The following is an 18413-nucleotide window of genomic DNA, read 5'->3' as shown; positions in this document are numbered from 1 at the left end:
TTGAGCCAGCCCCACAGGCCCGGTGCATGCAGGACCTGTGGGAGCCGGCTTGCCGGCGATGACGATCTAACGGCGAGCCAGAAGATCCAGCGCCACATCAACGATCATGTCTTCCTGACCACCGACCATGCGCCGCTTGCCCAGCTCGACCAGGATGTCGACGGTCTTCAGGCCATAGCGCGCCGCGGCGATTTCGGCGTGACGCAGGAAGCTCGAATAGACCCCGGCATAACCCAGCGCCAGCGATTCGCGATCCACTCGCACCGGGCGATCCTGCAACGGCCGGACGATGTCATCGGCCGCATCCATCAAGGTGTACAGGTCGGTGCCATGGTTCCAGCCCAGGCGCTCGGCAGCGGCAATGAACACTTCCAGCGGCGCATTGCCCGCCCCCGCCCCCATGCCGGCGAGGCTGGCGTCGATACGGTCGCAGCCCTCCTCCACCGCGACGATGGAGTTGGCCACGCCGAGGCTGAGGTTGTGGTGGGCGTGCATGCCGGTCTGGGTCGCCGGATCGAGCACGGCCTTGAAAGCGCGCATGCGGTCGCGGATGTCCTGCATGTTCATGGCGCCACCGGAGTCGGCCATGTAGATGCACTGCGCGCCGTAGCTCTCCATCAGCTTGCCCTGGGCGGCCAGCTGCTCGGCCGGGATCATGTGGCTCATCATCAGGAAGCCGACGGTGTCCATGCCCAGCTCGCGGGCGTATTCGATGTGCTGCCTGGAGACATCCGCCTCGGTGCAGTGAGTGGCAACGCGGACCACACGGGCGCCGGCGTCGTAGGCGGCCTTCAGGTCGTGGACCGTGCCGATGCCCGGCAGCAGCAGCGTGGCGATCTTCGCGTGCTGCACCACGTCGGCCACGGCCTCGATGTATTCGAGGTCGGTGTGGCGACCGAAGCCGTAGTTGAAACTCGACCCTTGCAGGCCATCACCATGAGCGACCTCGATGGAGTCGACCCGGGCCTGGTCCAGCGCGCGGGCGATGTCCCGGGCATTGTCGAGGGTGTACTGGTGACACACCGCATGGCTGCCGTCGCGCAGAGTAACGTCGGAGATGTAGATCTTTTTCATGGTCGTTCCTCAGCCGTTGATCATCGACAGGGCCATACGCTCGGCGGTGGCCATGGCGGCGGACGTCATGATGTCGAGGTTGCCGGCGTAGGCCGGGAGGTAGTGGGCGGCGCCTTCGACTTCGAGGAACACCGAGGTCTTCAGGCCGGAGAACAGGCCCTGGCCGGGGATCTTCAGGTCACTGACGACCTCGAACTGGACCTTCTGCTTGAGCCGATAACCCGGCACGTAGGCCTGTACGGCGGCGGCCATTTCCTCGATGGAGGCTTCCACCTGGCCCTGGTCCGCCGCCTCGGAAAGGACGAACACGGTATCGCGCATGATCAGCGGCGGCTCCGCCGGGTTCATGACGATGATCGCCTTGCCCTTGGCCGCGCCACCGATCACCTCGATGGCGCGGGAGGTGGTTTCGGTGAATTCGTCGATATTGGCGCGAGTGCCGGGACCGGCGGATTTGCTGGCGATCGAGGCAACGATCTCGGCGTAGTGGACCTTGGCCACCCGCGACACGGCCGCCACCATCGGAATGGTCGCCTGGCCGCCGCAGGTGACCATGTTGACGTTCAGTTGCCCGAGGTTCTGCTCCAGGTTCACCACCGGCACGCAGTACGGGCCGATGGCCGCCGGGGTCAGGTCGATCAGGCGTATGCCGGGTTTGATCGAGCGCAGGAAGGCGTCGTTGCGGACATGAGCGCCGGCGCTGGTGGCATCGAAGACAAAGTCGATTTCGGCGAACTCAGGCATCCGTGCCAGCCCCTCGACACCTTCGTGGGTGATGGCCACGCCCATCCTCGCCGCACGGGCCAGGCCGTCGGAAGCCGGGTCGATGCCGACCATCGCGGCCATCTCCAGGTGTTCCCCGTGACGCAGGATCTTGATCATCAGGTCGGTGCCGATATTGCCCGAGCCGATGATGGCGACTTTCAATTTGCGGTGACTCATACGGCTTCTCCATGGACTTCGGCGAGCAGGATCACGTCCTGGCCGAGGGTGTCGGCATACAGGCGCTGCACTGCCTCGGCGCGCAGGGTCAGGGCGGTGCGCTGGTTGATGTAGCCCTTGTCGGTGATTTCCCCGTCATTGAGGCTCGGCGGGGTGTCGAGGATGATCAGGCGCACGGCATGCTGGGACGACGCCGGGAAGTCCCGGGCCAGGGCGCGCAGGCCGGCGCACAGGGCCAGACGCACTTCGGCCTGCAAGGCCAGTTGCTCGCCACTCATGCCATGCCCCGCCTTGCCCAGCAGCTCGCGCAGGGCCGGGGTGGGGTAGACCAGGGCGCCGATCACGTCGCGGTCATGGCCGCAGATCACGCAGTCGCTGGCATAAGGCGCCAGGGCACTGACCAGCCGTGGGCGCAGGGTGCCGACCGAGACCCAGGTGCCGCTGCTGAGCTTGAAGTCCTCGGTGACCCGGCCATCGAACAGGATGCCCAGCTCCGGGCGCTCGGGGTCGACCAGGCGACCGGCATCGCCGATACGGTAGAAGCCCAGTTCGTCGAAGGCCGCCTCGGTGCTCTTGTCGTCGTTCAGGTAGCGGGGGAACACCGACGGGCCTTTCACGCGCATTTCCAGCTTGTCGCCGCTGGGCACGAAACGGATCTGCGTACCCGGCACCGGCAGGCCGATATTGCCGGCCTTGTCCAATTGGAAGTGCACGCTGGTGACCACCGGCGAAGTCTCGGTCGAACCCCACTCGGTGGCGAAGAACAGCGGCGCCTCGCGTACTTCGGCGGCCCGTGCCGACAGGCGCTGCCAGGAGCTTTGCGGCAAGGCGGCAGCGGCGTAGAACAGCAGTTCCAGGCGACCGAACAGGGCGCGGGCCAGTTCCTCGTCGCGCTCCAGATACGGCAGCAGCGCCTCGTAGCCACGGGGTACGTTGAAGAACAGGGTTGGCCGTACCGACTTGATGTTCTCCACGGTGCGGTCGATCAGCCCCGGCAGCGGCCGGCCATCGTCGATATACAGGGTGCCGCCGTTGCGCAGCACCAGGTTGAAGTTGTGGTTGGCGCCGAACACGTGGCTCCACGGCAGCCAGTCCAGCACCACCACCTCGATATCCTCGATAAAGCGCCAGCACTGGGCGATGGCCTGCTGGTTGGCGCAGAGCATGCCGTGGGTGTTGATCACCGCCTTGGGCGCACCGGTGGAGCCGGAGGTCAGCAGGTAGCGCGCCGGGGTGTCGCCATCGAGGCGGAAGAAGGCTTCCATCACCGCCGGGCTTTCGCGCTTGTACAGCAGCGGCAGGGCCAGGCCGTCGGGGATCTCCTGGGCATTGCGCGCCGCCACCACCGGGCAGCGCGGGGCGACCAGCTCGATGGCCCGGCAGTAGGCATCGCCGTCGTTGATAAAGATCAGCGCCGGGTCCAGCACCTCGATGATCGCCTTGAGCTTGCTGCAGCCGCCGGCGGTATTGCGCGCATAGGCCACCGATACCGTCGACACCGGAATGCCCACGTGCATCGCCGCCAGGGTCAGCAGGGCCTGGTCGATATCGTTTTCCGAAAGCATCAGCACCGGCCGGCCCGGAGCGGTGTCCAGCTCCAGCAGGCCCTGGGCCAGGGCGCCAACGCGCTGGCGCACTTCCTTGTAGGTCAGGGTGAACCAGCCGCCATTGCGCCGCTCGGCGAGATAGGGGTGATCCGGCTTGACCGCAGCCCAATGCTCCAGCCATTGGCCGATGCAGCGCGCATAGGGTTGCAGGGGTTCCGGGGAGGCAAGGATGAAACTGCCGTCCGCGCCGGGCTCGCAAAGGACACGGGCCGGCGCCAACCGCGTCGGGTCGTTGAAGAAATCGTACATGGCACGCCCTCGTGGGTCGGCCGGGTCAGGTCCCGCCGCCCACTGGTTTTATTGTTGTGACGTTCGCCGGCCTGCGAGCCGGCGTTGCGTGTAGTGCAGCCGCCTCAGACGAAGCGGCAGCTCACCTCGCCCAGGCGGGTCAGACGCAGGCGCAGGCTGTCGCCGGCCAGCACCGGCACCATCGGCCCGAGCGCACCGGACAGCAGCACGTCGCCAGCCTGCAACGGACGCCCGGCCTCGGCCATGGTCCGCGCCAGCCACAGACAGGCGTCCAGCGGGTTGCCCATGCACGCGGCACCGACACCGATGGCCGCCTGGGCGCCGTTCTTCTCCAGCAGCATGCCTTCCAGCGCCAGGTCCAGGCCGGCCAGGCTGACCGGGGTCTTGCCCAGCACATAGAGACCGGACGAGGCGTTGTCGGCGACGGTGTCGACCAGGGTGATCTTCCAGTCCTCGATCGCCGAGTCGACGATTTCCAGGGCCGGCAGCACATGGTCGACCGCGCGCAGCAGCTCGGCCAGGGTGGTGTCGACATGGGGCAGGTCGCGACCGAGGACGAAGGCGATCTCGCCCTCGGCCTTGGGCTGGATCAGCCGCGCGCTGGGGATGGCATCGCCATCGCGGTATTCCATATCGGCGAAGAGCATGCCGAAGTCCGGCTGGTCGACGCCCAGTTGCTGCTGTACCGCCAGCGAGGTCAGGCCGATCTTGCGCCCGCTCAGGCGGCGGCCGGCAGCCAGGGCGGCCTGGGTGTTGAGCTCCTGGATGGCATAGGCGTCGGCCAGGCTGTTGATCTCGAAGCGCTCGGAAATCCGGCCGCAGGGCAGGCGCGATTCACGGGCGCGGGCCAGGGCTTCGGCGGCGGGTTGCAGGGCGGGATGGCTCATCGGGGTTCTCCTTGAAGGATGGAAATCGGCTTACAGCGTCCGGGCACGGCTTTCGCGGTAGCCCTGATGCAGTTCATCCACCAGCTCGGCGACGTTGTAGCGGCGCTCGATCTGCCCCACCCCCTGTCCCGCCGACCACACGTGTTTCCAGGCCTTGTTGGCGCTGGCGATATTGCCGGAGAAGTCGATGCTGGCGCGGCTCTCGGCGGCCGGGTCGATACCGGCCTGCTGCAACGACGGGCGCATCCAGTTGGCCAGCACGCCGCTGACCGCCTTGGTGGTGACCACGTCATCCAGCGAGCAGGCCACCAGCATGTCGCGGTAGGCGTCCTCGACCAGGCTCTCCTCGGTCACCACCAGGCGCGTGCCGACCAGCGAGAAATCGCAGCCGAGCACTTGCGCGGCATGGATATCGCGCCCCGAGGAAATCGCCCCGGCCAGGCCCAGCGGGCCGTCCCAGAACTGACGGACCTCGGCGATAAAGGCGAACGGGTTATAGGTGCCGGTATGGCCGCCGGCGCCGTTGCACACCAGGACCAGGCCATCGACCCCGGCATCCATGGCCTTGCGCGCCAGGGCCGGGCTGATCACGTCGGCGATCACCACGCCGCCGTAGGCGTGCACGGCATCGAGCACGCGCTTGGGGCTGCCCAGGGCGGTGGAAACGATCGGCGGCTGGTAGCGCTTGACCAGCTCCAGCTCGGCGTCGAAGCGGTCGTAGGTGCTGTGCACGATCATGTTCAGCATCCACGGCGCACGCGCCTCGCCTCGTTGAGCGGCGGCCTCGCGCTCGGCGACGATCTCGCCGAGCCACTGGTCCAGTTGCTCGACGGTGCGCGCGTTGGGTGCCGGAAAGCTGCCGATGATCCCGGCCTGGCAGCAGGCAGAGACCAGCTTCGGCCCGGATACCAGGAACATCGGCGCGGCCAGCAGCGGCAGATGAAGGCCGGAGAACATCTCCAGCAGGCGTTGTTGCGGTGCACTTGGGCGTCTGTTGCTCATCACGCATCTCTCTTGTTCGTTTTGTCGAGCACGCTTGGGTGATTCAGGTCTTGCGATGTTTTGCCGCGCCGGAGCTGCGGATCTCCCAGCCGCCATCGCTATGGATGATGTTGGCGGTGGTCAGCCCGGCGTTGTCCCGCGAGGCCAGCAGCACATAGTGACCGGTGTGCTCCTCCGGCTCGGCGATACGTTGCAGCGGTACCGCCTCGGCGGCGCCGCTTTCGAAGCCGGGGATCTGGTTCAGCGGCACGCTGCGGCTGTTCAGGCCTTCCAGGCTTTTCATCGGCGTGTTGGTGGCGCCGGGGGCGACCCCGTTGACGCGGATCTCCGGCGCCAGCTCGTAGGCCAGCTGGCGGATCATGCCGACCAGCGCATGCTTGGCGGTGACGTAGAGAATGCCACCGCCGCCGGCATAAAAGGCGCTGTTGGACAGGGTGAAGATCATGCTGCCGCGACTTTCCCGCAGCGCCGCCGTGGCCGCCTGGGCGCCGAGCAGGTAACCCTGGACGTTGATCGCGAACAGCTTGTTGAAGGCGCTCTCGAAATCCTCCGGGGCGATGCGGTCCAGGCGGGTGAAATAGTCGAATACCGCGGCGTTGCCGACGAAGGTATCGAGCTTGCCGAAGGCTTCCAGGCTCGCCGCCACGGCGCGCTGGTTGTCCTGCCAGCGCGACACGTCGCCCTGCACGGTGATGATGGAGTCGCCCAGTTCGCTGGAAAGCGCCGCCAGTTGTGCAGCATCGCGGCCCATCACCGCGACCTTGGCGCCCTCGGCCACATAGCGGCGCACGATGGCGCTGCCGATGCCGCCGGTACCGCCGGTGACCAGGGCTACCTGGTTGTTTAGCCAACCCATGTTTCAGTCCTCGAAAAATTGTCGCTGTTCATTCGGGCCTCATCGCCGGCAACGCCGGCTCCCACAGGGTTCGGTGTCGCCGCGGATATTGTGGGAGCTGGCGTTGCCAGCGATAGGGCCCGGCAGCCGAACACCGTTACAAGAAGGTATTGATGTTCTTGCACAGCAACATGGCATTGGGGATCAGGATCTTGCGCTTGAGCAGCTTGAGCCCGTCCGCCTCCACGCGCAGCACATCCTCGCGGCGCCCGGTGATCTGCGACTGCTCGTCCAGCCCGCGGCTGCGCACGTTGATGAAGCAGGAGTAGGCCCGGTACTCACCTTCCTGATCCCCGGCATGCACCTCGATATTGCTCACCAGGTGCACATTGCGCGTCGGCGGGTTCTCGGCCCAGGCCGAGGGCTGCTTGAAACGCGAGACCCGGCGCTGCAACTCGCGGATGCCGTCGTCGAAGAAGGCCATGTGCTCCAGGGTATAGGGCCCGGCCTTGTCTTCGCGGCGGCGGTTCTCGATGCCCGGCATCCAATAGTGGATCGCCTCGCTCAGGGTCAGCAGCCAGTCGTCCCAGCACTCGTCGTCCAGCAGCCGCGCCTCGCGCAGCAAGAATTGCTCGACCCGGCGGACCTCTTCGAAGCTCAGTGATTGTTCCAGTGTCATCGTGGCTTCTCCTCAGCGCAGCTTGCCGTTGCGGTCCGGGACATCGGCCCAGGTCGGCGCTTGCAGCAGGTCTTTCCAGCGCTGGTAGAACGCCCGCGCGTTGCATTCGTTGAGCTGGCCCTTGAACACGTTGCCCGGCAGCTCGCTGTCGTCCAGGCGGGTGTGCATGCCGAGACCGACGTACAGGTCCTGGTAGCGGGTGACCACGCCCTTGGCAGTCTTGGTGCAGTATTCCCAGTTCTCGCCGTCGTCCATTTCGAACACGCCGGTGGGCGAGAAGGTCATCATCGCGCCACGGCGCCATTTGTCCTTGATGTCCTGGGGCGCGTTCTTGTTGACGATGACCCAGGTGAACAGCTCGATCTTGTGCGGCCCGCGCGGCTGCCAGATGCGCACGGTGTTCTGCCCCGGCAGGAAGGAGAAGTTGGGGAACACGGTGAACGAGGAGATCGCCCCGATCAGCTTCGAGCGGAACTCGCCGAGGCGCTCGGCGACCTTGGGCCGCAGCACGTGCAGGTATTTGTTGATATCGCGCTCGCCGAGGGTCGCGGCATTGCCCACCACGTCGGTGGCGAACTCGTAGCCGTGGCCGTTCCAGTTCACCGAGTAGGACTCCGGCAGCTCGCCGACATTGGCCACCGGGCCGCCGAGCATAGCCTTGGCCGCCGAATCGTGGGTCCAGCCGCCGTGGAGGATGTCGCCGACGAAGTTCTCCGCGGCAATCTTCCAGTTGCACTCGATGGTCGAGCGGATGCAGCCGCCAAGAAACTCGCTGCCGCCTTCGTCCATGTCGAGCATCACGTCGAGGTACCAGGTCATCGGCCCGAGGTATTCCTCCAGGCTCGGTGCATCGGCAGCGAAGGTGGCGAACACCAGGCCTTTGTAGGTGGCGACCCGCGCCTCGCGCAGGCCGTGCTTCGACTTGTCGAAGTGGCTCTCTTCGTAGCACTTGGACTCGTGCATGCCCATCAGCCGGCCACCGTCGGCGCCGAACGACCAGCCGTGGTAGTTGCAGATAAAGCCCCGGGCATTGCCGGCTTCGGCGAAGCAGACCTTGTTGCCGCGGTGTGGGCAGGCGTTGAGGAAGACCTTGAGCGAGGCGTCCTTCTGCCGCACCACCAGGACTTCGTCCTCGCCCATGGAGGTGGTCAGGTAGTCGCCGAACTTCGGCAGTTGCGATTCGTGGGCGACGAACAGCCAGCAGCGGGCGAAGATCTTCTCCAGCTCCTGCTCATAGATGGCCTGGTCCCAGAACACCTTGCCCGACAGGCGCCCTTCTTCCATATCGCAGATACGGTCGAGGTTGCCGAGGGCGGGGGTCGATTCGATGGTCCTGAGCGGAATGTGCTTGTTGTTATCCATGGTTCAACTCACAGGCGTACGGTTATCAGACCGGGCTTTGCGCCGCGGCCAGGGCTTCGTCGGCTTCCAGCGCCACATCGGCGAACACTTCACGGTCCGTGACGATGATCTTGTAGGTGCGCAGGTGCCGCTCGCAGGGGAAGGTCACCGCCTGGCCAGTGGGGATATGGAACTGGCCCCAGTGCACCGGGCAGGTGATCAGGTCGTCTTCCAGGTCGCCTTCGGCCAGCGAGGCGGTGGCGTGGGTGCACATGTCGGTGGTGGCGTAGAACGTGCCGCCCAGGTTGTAGACGCAGATGGCGTCGCCCTCGGCCTGCTCGACCTTCTTCAGTTGCCCCGGGGCCAGCTCGTCGCGCTGGCACAGCAATACGCGGCTCATGCCCGTGCCTCCTTCAGTTGTACAAAGCCCAGGCCGGTGACCCAGGCCGGCACCGCCTCGTAGGCGATGACTTCGCCCACCGGCTGCTCCAGCGCGGCCATGGCGCAGGCGAAATTGCGGATTTCCATGGCGCCGTTGCCGGCACGCCGGAGGATCTCCTCATCGCTGTAGGCGCACAGCCCGGCCAGATCGCCGCGCACACCCAGTTCGAGAATCTCGCGGTCGAAGTCCTCGGCGACCTGGCCCATCTCGGCGGTGCCGACCCAGTGGCTGATACCACCGCTGCCGATGATCACCACGCGCTCGTCGGCGTCGAAGGCTTCCACTGCCGCGCGAATCTGCCGGCCCAGGTCGGCCGAGCGTTGCAGCGAGATATAAGGATCGACGCCACAGGCCAGGTACACCGGGATGCTCGGCAGGGTCTTGCCCATCAGTTGTTCGGCCGGCTGCACCACCAACTGGTGCGGGATGGAGAACGAGTGGTCGACGGTAAAGCTGCGCGCCACGCTCCAGTCCACGCCTTTGGCATCGCCGTGGGCGACGATCTGCTCGGCCAGCGCCTCGTGGTTCTTCACCACTCGGCGTTGCAGGCCGGGCAGGCGGTCGATCGGGCCGTCGACGTCGCCGGTACCGATCACATAGCGCGGCAGGCAATGGGTGCCGAACAGGATGTAGTGGTCGCAACCGACGATGATCACGCTGGTCGGCTCCAGCTCGGCGAGGCGCCGGGCGCATTCGGCGTAGGCGCCCCACACCGCATCGCGCTGGGCCTCGGGCGGCGCCTTGGGCGCCACGAACATCACCGGGTCATGCGGCATCCAGAAGCCGCCAACTATCTTGCCCATCTCGTCACCCCTTGAGCGCGGCGGAGAAGCCGGCGCCCTGTTCATCGGTGCAGCCCAGACGCTGCTTGTAGATCGCCATGTCGCGCTCGACCGACAGCTCCTGCCAGAAGCCCATGGTCAGCATCGGGTTGACCCCGGCCGCCTGCAGCCCGGCGACATCGAAGGCGAGGATCATCGCCCGCTCCGCCTCGGCCAGTTCGAAGCGCCCGAGAAAGCCTTCGGCGTCCTGGCGAAAGCGCTCTTTCGCCGCCCGCTCGACACAGAGTTGCCAGAGCACCCGCTCCATCACGTTTCGGCTCATGGCAATTACTCGCCGAGGAAGTCGCGGACCAGCGCGGCGAAGCGCCGTGGCTGCTCGCTCTGCACCCAGTGGCCGCAATGGCCGAACAGATGCAGATCGGCGTCGGGAATGCTGTTGGCGATCAGCAGACCGCACTGCGGCGGCACCACGCGGTCTTCGCGGCCGTGCACCACCAGGGTCGGTGCGCTGATCTTGGCCAGGGCTGCGGCGGGGAAGCCGCGAACGATGGTTTCGCCTTCGGCGGCCGGCTGCGGAATCAGCTTGCGCAGGGCGTCCTGGGCGCCGGGCCGCGCACTGGCCTCATAGCGCGACTGGACCATCTCGTCGCTGATCAGCGATTTGTCGTAGGGGAACAGCTCCATCAGGCGGCGCATGTTGTCCAGCGACGGTTCGTACTCCCAGGCGCCACGCAGCCCGGCGGTCTGCACGAACTCGCCGGCGGGGGTGCCGAGCAGCACCAGCTTGTTGACCCGCTCCGGAGCGAACACCGCCAGGCCGATGGCCACGGCGCCGCCGAAGGAGTTGCCGATGAACGAGGCCTTCTGGATATCCAGGGCATCCATGATGCCGACCAGGTGGTTGACCCACAGCTTGATGTCGTACTTGGCGTCTTCCTGGAACTCGGTGAAACCGAAGCCGGCGATGTCCGGCACGATCACCCGATACCGGTCGGCGAATACAGGAATGCTTTTGCCCCAGTTGCTCCAGCCGGAAACCCCCGGGCCGGAACCGTGCAGCAGGAACAGGGCATCGCCCTGGCCGGCCTCGTAGTAGTGGGTGTTGTGCCCTGCGGCCAGCAGCGTCTTGGGATTTGCGCTCATCGAGGTCTCCGTTTTTATTCTTAACATACAGATGTGTATCTAGATGCTAGGGACGCTTTTGACGTGCGTCAACGAAAAAAACGTGGAACCGTGCAAAATAATGGGGCTCTACCTACAGATGTGTATTTAAAGAACCGAGGGATTTCGGCACACTGCCAGGGCCGCAGGCCGCGCCACACGGGCGCCGGCGGCGATAGCACCGGCCTTGCGCCGGGCGCTAGAATGCCCTCCTTCGCGCTTCGGGCTTGCCGCCCTTGCGCCTGTCCAGCTCGATCAACAAGGCCCCTACACGATGTCATCACGCACCAATCTCACCCGCGAAGACTGGATTCACGCCGCGCAGCACGTGCTGGTCAGCAGCGGCGTCGATGCGGTCCGGGTCGATACCCTGGCCAAGGAACTGAAGATCACCCGCGGCAGCTTCTACTACCACTTCAAGAGCCGCGGCGAGTTGCTCGAAGGCATCCTCGGCAACTGGCGCGCCCGCGCCACCGAGGACGTCATCCTCAACCTGCGCAATGCCCATGTGTCGCCGTTGCAGCAGTTGCAGCGCCTGCTGGAGTTGCCGTCCCACGGCCAGACTGCCAAGGACGCCGCTGCGATCGAACTGGGTATCCGCGCCTGGGCGCGCCGCGACAAGCAGGCACGCCAGGCCATCGACGAAGTGGACAGCCATCGCCTGAACTACATCGAAGGCTTGCTGATCCAGGCGGGGGCACCGGCGGACGAGGCGCAGGACCGGGCGTACCTGATCTATGCCTACCAGATCAGCCTGTCGCTGCTGCATGGCGATGACACCCAGCAGCAGCGGCTGGAGCGCAGCCAGCGGATGGCGGGGTTGCTGTTGCCGCAGAATGCCGCCGTGCCTGCCTGAAAACACAATCCTCGGAACCCTGCAAAACCCTGTGGGAGCTGGCTTGCCAGCGATTGGGCCAGACCTGACAAAGCTATTGCTCCTGCCGGCCTCATCGCTGGCAAGCCAGCTCCCACAGGGTTCTCTGTAAACCTTCCGGGCCCATGCAATCAGCCCGAAAAGATACATAACTGTATCTTCTGATTTCAAAACACCATCATTCCCCTTCCCCCTATTGACAAACCTCTGCCATGACCAGCTAGTCTATACATACACATTCACATGTGTATCCAGAGTGGGCTGGCCAGAACCCCTTCATGGCCGGCCCACACGACAATAAAAATACAGCTGGGTATCTCAACATGATGTCGCACGCGTGCACCGGCCGCCCCGCCGCCCTTCCGCCTCCATTCCCTCCGACCGAGTGCCCGTCCGCGCGCCCCGGCCTTTCCTACCCCATCACGCGCTGAGGGTTGCTCCATGGACTTTTCGATACTGGCGTTTCTCGGCCAGGACGGCCTGACCACGGGCGCGATTTATGCGCTGGTGGCCCTGGCCCTGGTCCTGGTGTTCTCGGTCACCCGCACCATCCTGGTGTTCCAGGGCGATTTCGTGACCTACAGCGCCCTGACCCTGGCGACCCTGCAACTGGGCCTGCTGCCCGGTACCCTGTGGCTGCTGCTCGGCCTTTCCCTGATGGCCTGCGCATTCGACGGGGCGATCGCCCTGCGCCACGGCCATTACCGTCGCCTGCCCGGCCTGGCCCTGCGCTACCTCGTCCTGCCGGCTGCGCTATGGCTGATCCTCGGCAACCTCGACCTGGCCGCCCTGCCCGGCCTGTTGCAGATCGTCGTCACCCTGGCCCTGGTCACGCCCCTCGGTCCGCTGCTCTATCGCCTGGTCTACCAGCGCGTGGCGCAGACCTCGGTGCTGTCGCTGCTGATCATCTCGGTAGCGGTGCATATCGCCCTGGTCGGCATCAGCCTGTGGCTGTTCGGCGCCGAAGGGGTACGCACGCGCTCCCTGGCCGATACCACCTTCATGCTCGGCGACCTGCCGGTGAGCCTGCAAAGCCTGCTGGTGATCGCCTGCGCCCTCGGTCTGATCGGCCTGCTCTACGCCTTCTTCGGCCACAGCCTGTACGGCAAGGCCCTGCGCGCCACCGCGCTGAACCGCAACGGCGCGCAACTGGTGGGCATCCCGACCCAACTCGCCGGACAAAGCGCCTTCGGCCTGGCGGCCTTTATCGGCGCGGTGTCCGGGGTACTGATCGGGCCGCTGACCACCCTGTATTACGACTCCGGCTTCCTGATCAGCCTCAAGGGCTTTGTTGCGGCGATCTTCGGCGGCCTGGCCAGCTACCCGATCGCCGCCGCCAGCGCGTTCTTCGTCGGCGTGCTGGAGAGCTTCGCCAACTTCGGCGCCTCGGCCTTCAAGGAAGTCATCGTCTTCACCCTGGTGATCCCGGTGCTGCTCTGGCTGTCGCTGAAACACCCGCACGTCGAGGAACAACACTGATGAACCGTCGCCTGCTTCCCCTGTTCCTGCTGCTGGCGGCGATGGCCGTGGCACCGGCGGTACTGCCGCCGTTCCAGGTCACCCTGCTCAACTACATCGGCCTGTACAGCCTGGTTGCCCTCGGCCTGGTGCTGCTGACCGGCATCGGTGGCATGACCTCCTTCGGCCAGGCCGCCTTCGTCGGCATCGGTGCCTATGCCACTGCCGTGCTCACCACTCAATACGGCCTGTCGCCCTGGCTCGGCCTGCTCGCCGGCCTGGCCATCACCCTCGCCGTCGCCACCTGTCTCGGCCTGCTGACCCTGCGCCTGGCCGGGCATTACCTGCCGATCGGTACCCTGGCCTGGGGCCTGGCGTTGTTCTACCTGTTCGGCAACCTGCCGGGGCTAGGCGGTTTTGGCGGCCTGCAGGACCTGCCGTCGATCAGCCTGTTCGGCTGGCAGATCAGCGGCGCCGCGCAGTTCAGCCCGCTGCTCGGGGTGATCCTGGCAGTGACCCTGTGGCTGCTCGGCAACCTGCTCGACAGCCGCCAGGGCCGGGCCATCCGCACCCTCAAGGACGCCGCCGGCATGGCCGAGGCCATGGGCATTCCGACCGGCCGCAGTCGCTTGCAGGTGTTCCTCGTCGCCGCGTTGCTGGCGGCGCTGTCCGGCTGGCTCTACGCCCACCTGCAACGGGTGGTGAACCCGACGCCGTTCTCGGTGGTAATGGGCATCGAGTACCTGTTCATGATCGTCCTCGGCGGCGTCGCCAGCCTGTGGGGCGCACTGCTCGGCGCGGCTCTGCTGACCCTGCTCAAGCAAGTGCTGCAGGACCTGCTGCCGCACCTGTTCGGCCAGGCCGGCAACTTTGAAATGATCTTCTTCGGCGTGCTGATCATCCTGGTCCTGCAGTACGCCCGTGGCGGCCTGCTGCCGTTGATCCAGGCAGCCCTGCCGCAAACCCGGCGGCGCGCCGCAGTGCCAGGCGAAGCCGCCGCCCTGCCGCGGCGCAACATGCCCGCTCACGGCCAGCCGCTGCTGGTGGCCGACGGCCTGGTCAAGCGCTTCGGCGGCCTGGTGGCCAACAAGGACATGGGCCTGGCGATCAACAGCGGCGAGATCACCGCGCTGATCGGCCCCAACGGCGCCGGCAAGTCGACCCTGTTCAACCTGCTCTCCGGCGTGCTCGCGCCGAATGCCGGGCAGATCAGCTTCCTCGGCCAGCGCATCGACGGCCTGGCACCGCGAGCCATCGCCCGCCTCGGCGTCAGCCGGACCTTCCAGCATGTGCGCCTGCTGCCGGAGATGAGCGTGCTGGAGAACGTCGCCCTCGGCGCGCACATGCGCGGCAACGCCGGCCTGCTGCGCTCGATGCTGCACCTGGAGCGCGCCGAGGAAGCCAGCCTGCTGGCCGAGGCGGCGCGGCAGATCGAACGGGTCGGCCTTGGCGAGTTCCTGCACACCCCGGCCGGCAGCCTGGCCCTGGGTCAGCAGCGCATCGTCGAGATCGCCCGGGCGCTGTGCAGCGACCCGATCCTGCTGCTCCTCGACGAACCCGCCGCCGGCCTGCGCTACGGCGAGAAGCAGGCCCTGGCGCGGCTGCTCGAACAACTGCGCGGCGAAGGCCTCGGCGTCCTGCTGGTGGAGCACGACATGGAGTTCGTCATGGGCCTGTCCGACCAGATCGTGGTGATGGAGTTCGGCCAGCGCCTGGCCAGCGGCACACCGCTGGAAATCCAGGAAAACCCGGCGGTCCTGGCCGCCTACCTCGGAGGTGTGGAATGACTCGCCTGCTGGATGTACGCAACCTGTCGATCAGCCACGGCAAGGTGGAGGCGGTGCGCAACCTCGACCTGCACCTGGACGAGGGCCAGATCGTCAGCCTGATCGGCCCCAATGGCGCCGGCAAGACCACCCTGATGGCGGCGCTGATCGGCCTGCTGCCATGCCGCGGCGAGATCCACTACGCCAGCCAGCCGCTGCTGCCCCACCACGGCGTGGCCCAGCGCATCGACAAGGGCATGGCCCTGGTCCCGGAGAGTCGCGAGCTGTTCGGCCTGATGAGCATCGAGGACAACCTGCGCCTCGGCGCCTTCAGCCGCCATCGCCAGGGTCACCGCGACCACCAGCAGACCCTCGACGAAGTCTTCGCCCTGTTCCCGCGTATGCATGAACGCCGCGACCAGGCCGCCTGCACCCTGTCCGGCGGCGAGCGGCAGATGCTCGCCATCGGCCGCGCGCTGATGGCCAAGCCGCGCCTGCTGATGCTCGACGAACCCAGCCTGGGCCTGGCGCCACGGGTGATCGGAGAGATCTTCGAAATCTTCAAGACCCTGCGCCAGCGCGGCGTTTCCATCCTGCTGGTGGAACAGAACGCCCGCGCCGCGCTGAAGATTTCCGACTACGGCTACGTCCTCGAAACCGGCGACATCGTCCTCCAGGGCGCTGCCGCCGACCTCGCGCAGAACCCCCGGGTGGTCGAGAGCTACCTGGGACGCAAACCCGCCACCCCGGAGCCCCCGCGCGCCACCGGCACCTGACGCTGTTCGTTCCACCGCTCGACCCATAACAACAACACCAAGGAGCTTGCATGAAACCCTTCCTCCCCTTGCTGCTGGTCGCCGCCATGGCCTCCGCCGCCCAGGCCGACGTCACCGTCGGCGTGATCCTCTCCACCACCGGCCCCGGTGCCTCGCTGGGCATTCCCGAGCGCAATACCGTCGACCTGCTGCCCAAGGAAATTGCCGGCCAGGCGGTGAAGTACGTGGTTCTCGACGACGGCAGCGACAGCACCGCCGCGGCCAAGAACGCGCGCAAGCTGGTCAGTGAGAACCAGGTCGACCTGCTGATCGGCTCCACCACCGTGCCGACCTCGGCAGCGGTGGCGCAGATCGCCAAGGAAAACCATACCGCGCAAATCGCCCTGGCCCCCTACGCGCCGGCCAGCGGCGAGCAGGCGTGGATCTTCACCATCGCCCAGACCAACGCGCTGATGGCCGAGGCACTGATCGAGCACATGCAGGAAAACGGCGTGAAGACCCTCGCCTATATCGGCTACAACGATGTCTGGGGCGAGGACTGGCACAAGGTGCTCAGCGAACTGGCCCCGGCCGCCGGGATCAAGCTGGTGCGTGACGAGCGCTTCAACCGCACCGATTCGTCGGTCAGCGGCCAGGCCCTCAAGGTAATGAGCAGCAAGCCCGACGCCGTGCTGATCGGCGCCACCGGCACCCCGGCTGCCCTGCCCCACACCGAACTGCGTCGCCTCGGCTACAAGGGCACCATCTACCACACCCATGGCGCGGCCAACTCGGCCTTCCTGCGCATCGGCGACAAGGCGCTCAATGGCGCGATCCTGCCAGTGGGGCCGGTGGTGGTGTGGGACAAGCTGCCGGACAGCCACCCGTCCAAGGCCATCGCCAGCGACTATGCCCAGCGCTACGAAGCCAAGTACGGCGCCAACAGCCTGTCGCCGTTCGGCGCCTACCTGTTCGACGCCATGCGCCTGGTCGAAGCCGCCGCGCCTGCTGCCCTGCAAGCCGGCCAGCCGGGCAGCGCCGAGTTCCGCCAGGGCTTGCGCGACCAGTTGGAGAAGACCCGCGAAGTAGTCGGCACCCACGGCGTCTACAGCCTGAGCCCCACCGACCACTTCGGTCACGACCAGCGTGCCCGTGCCCTGGTCAGCGTGCAGGACCAGCAATGGGTCTTGCTGCACGCCCCTGAATGATCCCCGCCAACAACAATAAGAAAGGCATCGCCATGAACCGACTCAACACCGCACTTGCCCTCGGCTCCCTCTGCGCCCTCAGCCCGGTGCTGCACGCACAAGGCTTCTTCGAGGACAGCAAGGCCAGCATCACCGCGCGCAACTACTACTTCGACCGCGACTACAAAGGCACCTCGGCGCAATCGGCGACCCGCGAATGGGCGCAGGGCTTCATCCTGCGCTTCAACTCCGGCTATACCCCAGGCCCGGTGGGCTTCGGCCTGGATGCCCAGGGCATGCTCGGCCTCAAGCTCGATTCCAGCCCCGCCCGCACTGGCACCGGCCTGCTGCCGTTCGACAGCACCGACCGCGAGCCACGGGATGACTACTCCGAGCTCGGCCTGACCGCCAAGGTCAAGGTGTCGAAGACCGAACTGCAGGGCGGCACGCTGATGCCGATCCTGCCGATCCTGTTCGCCAGCCCGACACGCCTGCTGCCGCAGACCTTCCGTGGTTTCAACCTCAAGTCCCAGGACCTGGACGGCCTGACCTTCACTGCCGGGCGCCTGGACCGCATGAACCAGCGCGACTCGACCAACGACCAGAAGATCACCATCGCCGCGCCCAACCGCCGCTTCAATGGCGCGGCCGAGTCCGATGCCTTCAGCTATATCGGTGGTGATTACCAATGGTCCGAGCCGCTGACCCTGAAGTACTACCACGCCGAGCTGGAGGACATTTACAAGCAGGACTTCGTCGGCTTCGTCGACAACCGCGCGCTGGGCGGTGGGCGCCTGAAAACCGATGTGCGCTACCACATCAGCCGCGAGGATGGCGCCGGCAAGGCTGGTGAAGTGGACAACCGCACCTTCGGCATCATGAGCACCTACAGCCAGGCCGGGCATAGCCTGGGCCTGGGCTGGATGCAATTGAACGGCGACACCTCGATGCCCTATATCGCCGGGTCAGAGCCGATGGTAGTCAGCGAGGGCGCGTTGAGCAGCGAGTTTCTCAACCCGAAGCAGCGCACCTGGCAGGTGCGCTACGACTATGACTTCGCCACCGTCGGCGTACCGGGCCTGAAGGGCATGCTGCGCTATCTGGACGGCAGCCATATCGAACTGCCGGCGGCGCTGGGTGGGTCGGACCGCAGTGAGAGCGAGAAGGATATCGAGCTGTCGTATGTGGTGCAGAGCGGGCCGCTGAAGAACGTCGCCCTGCGCTTGCGCCATGCCTGGTACCGCAATGACTTTGCTTCGACGGCGTCGTTCAGGGATGACAATGAGCTGCGGGTGAATATCGATTACACGCTGGTGCTTTGGTAACAGACTTCAGCCGCGCGCGGCCTCTGTGGGAGCGGGTTCACCCGCGA

18 protein-coding genes are annotated in these 18413 nt (G+C 66.2%); 6 read left to right on the top strand and 12 right to left on the bottom strand.

What is annotated here, in order from left to right:
* Positions 1–66: 66 nt before the first annotated feature.
* From dmpG to ACODSK_RS25400, 12 genes are all read right to left on the bottom strand, one after another.
* Positions 67–1074 carry a 4-hydroxy-2-oxovalerate aldolase gene (gene dmpG / locus ACODSK_RS25455; protein WP_489019863.1) on the bottom strand — a complete coding sequence of 336 codons (1008 nt, stop codon included), beginning with the start codon at positions 1072–1074 and terminating at the stop codon, positions 67–69.
* 9 nt (positions 1075–1083) lie between these two features.
* A complete protein-coding gene (locus tag ACODSK_RS25450) occupies positions 1084–2016 on the bottom strand; it encodes an acetaldehyde dehydrogenase (acetylating) (RefSeq protein WP_489019862.1) in 933 nt (310 codons plus the stop codon).
* Complete coding sequence (locus tag ACODSK_RS25445; protein WP_489019861.1) at positions 2013–3872, bottom strand: feruloyl-CoA synthase; 1860 nt, start codon at positions 3870–3872, stop codon at positions 2013–2015. Before ACODSK_RS25445 ends, ACODSK_RS25450 begins: the two co-directional genes overlap by 4 nt.
* Before the next feature lie 104 nt (positions 3873–3976).
* Positions 3977–4759 (bottom strand): 2-keto-4-pentenoate hydratase, encoded by a 783-nt coding sequence (locus ACODSK_RS25440; RefSeq protein ID WP_489019860.1) that lies wholly within the window; start codon positions 4757–4759, stop codon positions 3977–3979.
* Between the two features lie 30 nt (positions 4760–4789).
* A complete protein-coding gene (locus ACODSK_RS25435; RefSeq protein ID WP_489019859.1) occupies positions 4790–5761 on the bottom strand; it encodes an NAD(P)H-dependent flavin oxidoreductase in 972 nt (323 codons plus the stop codon).
* 43 nt (positions 5762–5804) lie between these two features.
* On the bottom strand, positions 5805–6617 hold the full coding sequence (gene hcaB, locus ACODSK_RS25430; protein WP_489019858.1) for a 3-(cis-5,6-dihydroxycyclohexa-1,3-dien-1-yl)propanoate dehydrogenase: 813 nt from the start codon (positions 6615–6617) through the stop codon (positions 5805–5807).
* A gap of 136 nt (positions 6618–6753) precedes the next feature.
* Complete coding sequence (locus ACODSK_RS25425; RefSeq protein WP_489019857.1) at positions 6754–7275, bottom strand: 3-phenylpropionate/cinnamic acid dioxygenase subunit beta; 522 nt, start codon at positions 7273–7275, stop codon at positions 6754–6756.
* Between the two features lie 12 nt (positions 7276–7287).
* Positions 7288–8637 (bottom strand): aromatic ring-hydroxylating dioxygenase subunit alpha, encoded by a 1350-nt coding sequence (locus tag ACODSK_RS25420; RefSeq protein WP_489019856.1) that lies wholly within the window; start codon positions 8635–8637, stop codon positions 7288–7290.
* A gap of 25 nt (positions 8638–8662) precedes the next feature.
* On the bottom strand, positions 8663–9016 hold the full coding sequence (locus tag ACODSK_RS25415) for a non-heme iron oxygenase ferredoxin subunit (protein WP_489019855.1): 354 nt from the start codon (positions 9014–9016) through the stop codon (positions 8663–8665).
* Positions 9013–9861: a DODA-type extradiol aromatic ring-opening family dioxygenase gene (locus ACODSK_RS25410; RefSeq protein ID WP_489019854.1), complete on the bottom strand. Its 849-nt coding sequence runs from the start codon at positions 9859–9861 to the stop codon at positions 9013–9015. Before ACODSK_RS25410 ends, ACODSK_RS25415 begins: the two co-directional genes overlap by 4 nt.
* A 4-nt stretch (positions 9862–9865) precedes the next feature.
* Entirely contained in the window at positions 9866–10162 is a 297-nt protein-coding gene (locus ACODSK_RS25405; protein ID WP_489019853.1) for an extradiol ring-cleavage dioxygenase, read from the bottom strand.
* Positions 10163–10167: 5 nt separating this feature from the next.
* Positions 10168–10983, bottom strand: a complete 816-nt coding sequence (locus ACODSK_RS25400; RefSeq protein ID WP_489019852.1) for an alpha/beta fold hydrolase — start codon at positions 10981–10983, stop codon at positions 10168–10170.
* Positions 10984–11275: 292 nt separating this feature from the next.
* Between ACODSK_RS25400 and ACODSK_RS25395 the strand changes: the two genes are divergently transcribed.
* The 6 genes from ACODSK_RS25395 (at position 11276) to ACODSK_RS25370 (ending at position 18366) form a co-directional block, all read left to right on the top strand.
* Positions 11276–11857: a TetR/AcrR family transcriptional regulator gene (locus tag ACODSK_RS25395; protein WP_489019851.1), complete on the top strand. Its 582-nt coding sequence runs from the start codon at positions 11276–11278 to the stop codon at positions 11855–11857.
* 459 nt (positions 11858–12316) lie between these two features.
* A complete protein-coding gene (locus ACODSK_RS25390) occupies positions 12317–13354 on the top strand; it encodes a branched-chain amino acid ABC transporter permease (RefSeq protein ID WP_489019850.1) in 1038 nt (345 codons plus the stop codon).
* On the top strand, positions 13354–15120 hold the full coding sequence (locus ACODSK_RS25385; protein ID WP_489019849.1) for a branched-chain amino acid ABC transporter ATP-binding protein/permease: 1767 nt from the start codon (positions 13354–13356) through the stop codon (positions 15118–15120). The genes ACODSK_RS25390 and ACODSK_RS25385 overlap by 1 nt, the downstream gene beginning before the upstream one ends.
* Positions 15117–15875, top strand: a complete 759-nt coding sequence (locus ACODSK_RS25380) for an ABC transporter ATP-binding protein (RefSeq protein ID WP_489019848.1) — start codon at positions 15117–15119, stop codon at positions 15873–15875. The genes ACODSK_RS25385 and ACODSK_RS25380 overlap by 4 nt, the downstream gene beginning before the upstream one ends.
* A gap of 50 nt (positions 15876–15925) precedes the next feature.
* Positions 15926–17062, top strand: coding sequence for an ABC transporter substrate-binding protein (locus ACODSK_RS25375; RefSeq protein ID WP_489019847.1), 1137 nt, complete (start codon positions 15926–15928; stop codon positions 17060–17062).
* A gap of 32 nt (positions 17063–17094) precedes the next feature.
* Positions 17095–18366 (top strand): OprD family porin, encoded by a 1272-nt coding sequence (locus tag ACODSK_RS25370; protein WP_489019846.1) that lies wholly within the window; start codon positions 17095–17097, stop codon positions 18364–18366.
* The last annotated feature ends 47 nt before the right edge of the window (positions 18367–18413 follow it).

It is taken from the genome of Pseudomonas sp. FG98 (genome assembly GCF_057808595.1).
The sequence above is the reverse complement of the archived record's forward strand: the minus strand, read 5'-3'. Positions and strand labels throughout refer to the sequence as shown.

Excerpts from the sequence above, each read along its gene's own strand:
- ACODSK_RS25440 (WP_489019860.1), bottom strand. The coding sequence starts at position 4,759 with ATGAGCCATCCCGCCCTGCAACCCGCCGCCGAAGCCCTGGCCCGCGCC.
- ACODSK_RS25415 (WP_489019855.1), bottom strand. The coding sequence starts at position 9,016 with ATGAGCCGCGTATTGCTGTGCCAGCGCGACGAGCTGGCCCCGGGGCAA.
- ACODSK_RS25420 (WP_489019856.1), bottom strand. The coding sequence starts at position 8,637 with ATGGATAACAACAAGCACATTCCGCTCAGGACCATCGAATCGACCCCC.
- dmpG (WP_489019863.1), bottom strand. The coding sequence starts at position 1,074 with ATGAAAAAGATCTACATCTCCGACGTTACTCTGCGCGACGGCAGCCAT.
- ACODSK_RS25435 (WP_489019859.1), bottom strand. The coding sequence starts at position 5,761 with ATGAGCAACAGACGCCCAAGTGCACCGCAACAACGCCTGCTGGAGATG.
- ACODSK_RS25370 (WP_489019846.1), top strand. The coding sequence starts at position 17,095 with ATGAACCGACTCAACACCGCACTTGCCCTCGGCTCCCTCTGCGCCCTC.
- ACODSK_RS25395 (WP_489019851.1), top strand. The coding sequence starts at position 11,276 with ATGTCATCACGCACCAATCTCACCCGCGAAGACTGGATTCACGCCGCG.
- hcaB (WP_489019858.1), bottom strand. The coding sequence starts at position 6,617 with ATGGGTTGGCTAAACAACCAGGTAGCCCTGGTCACCGGCGGTACCGGC.
- ACODSK_RS25400 (WP_489019852.1), bottom strand. The coding sequence starts at position 10,983 with ATGAGCGCAAATCCCAAGACGCTGCTGGCCGCAGGGCACAACACCCAC.
- ACODSK_RS25450 (WP_489019862.1), bottom strand. The coding sequence starts at position 2,016 with ATGAGTCACCGCAAATTGAAAGTCGCCATCATCGGCTCGGGCAATATC.
- ACODSK_RS25425 (WP_489019857.1), bottom strand. The coding sequence starts at position 7,275 with ATGACACTGGAACAATCACTGAGCTTCGAAGAGGTCCGCCGGGTCGAG.
- ACODSK_RS25385 (WP_489019849.1), top strand. The coding sequence starts at position 13,354 with ATGAACCGTCGCCTGCTTCCCCTGTTCCTGCTGCTGGCGGCGATGGCC.
- ACODSK_RS25445 (WP_489019861.1), bottom strand. The coding sequence starts at position 3,872 with ATGTACGATTTCTTCAACGACCCGACGCGGTTGGCGCCGGCCCGTGTC.
- ACODSK_RS25375 (WP_489019847.1), top strand. The coding sequence starts at position 15,926 with ATGAAACCCTTCCTCCCCTTGCTGCTGGTCGCCGCCATGGCCTCCGCC.
- ACODSK_RS25410 (WP_489019854.1), bottom strand. The coding sequence starts at position 9,861 with ATGGGCAAGATAGTTGGCGGCTTCTGGATGCCGCATGACCCGGTGATG.
- ACODSK_RS25380 (WP_489019848.1), top strand. The coding sequence starts at position 15,117 with ATGACTCGCCTGCTGGATGTACGCAACCTGTCGATCAGCCACGGCAAG.
- ACODSK_RS25390 (WP_489019850.1), top strand. The coding sequence starts at position 12,317 with ATGGACTTTTCGATACTGGCGTTTCTCGGCCAGGACGGCCTGACCACG.
- ACODSK_RS25405 (WP_489019853.1), bottom strand. The coding sequence starts at position 10,162 with ATGAGCCGAAACGTGATGGAGCGGGTGCTCTGGCAACTCTGTGTCGAG.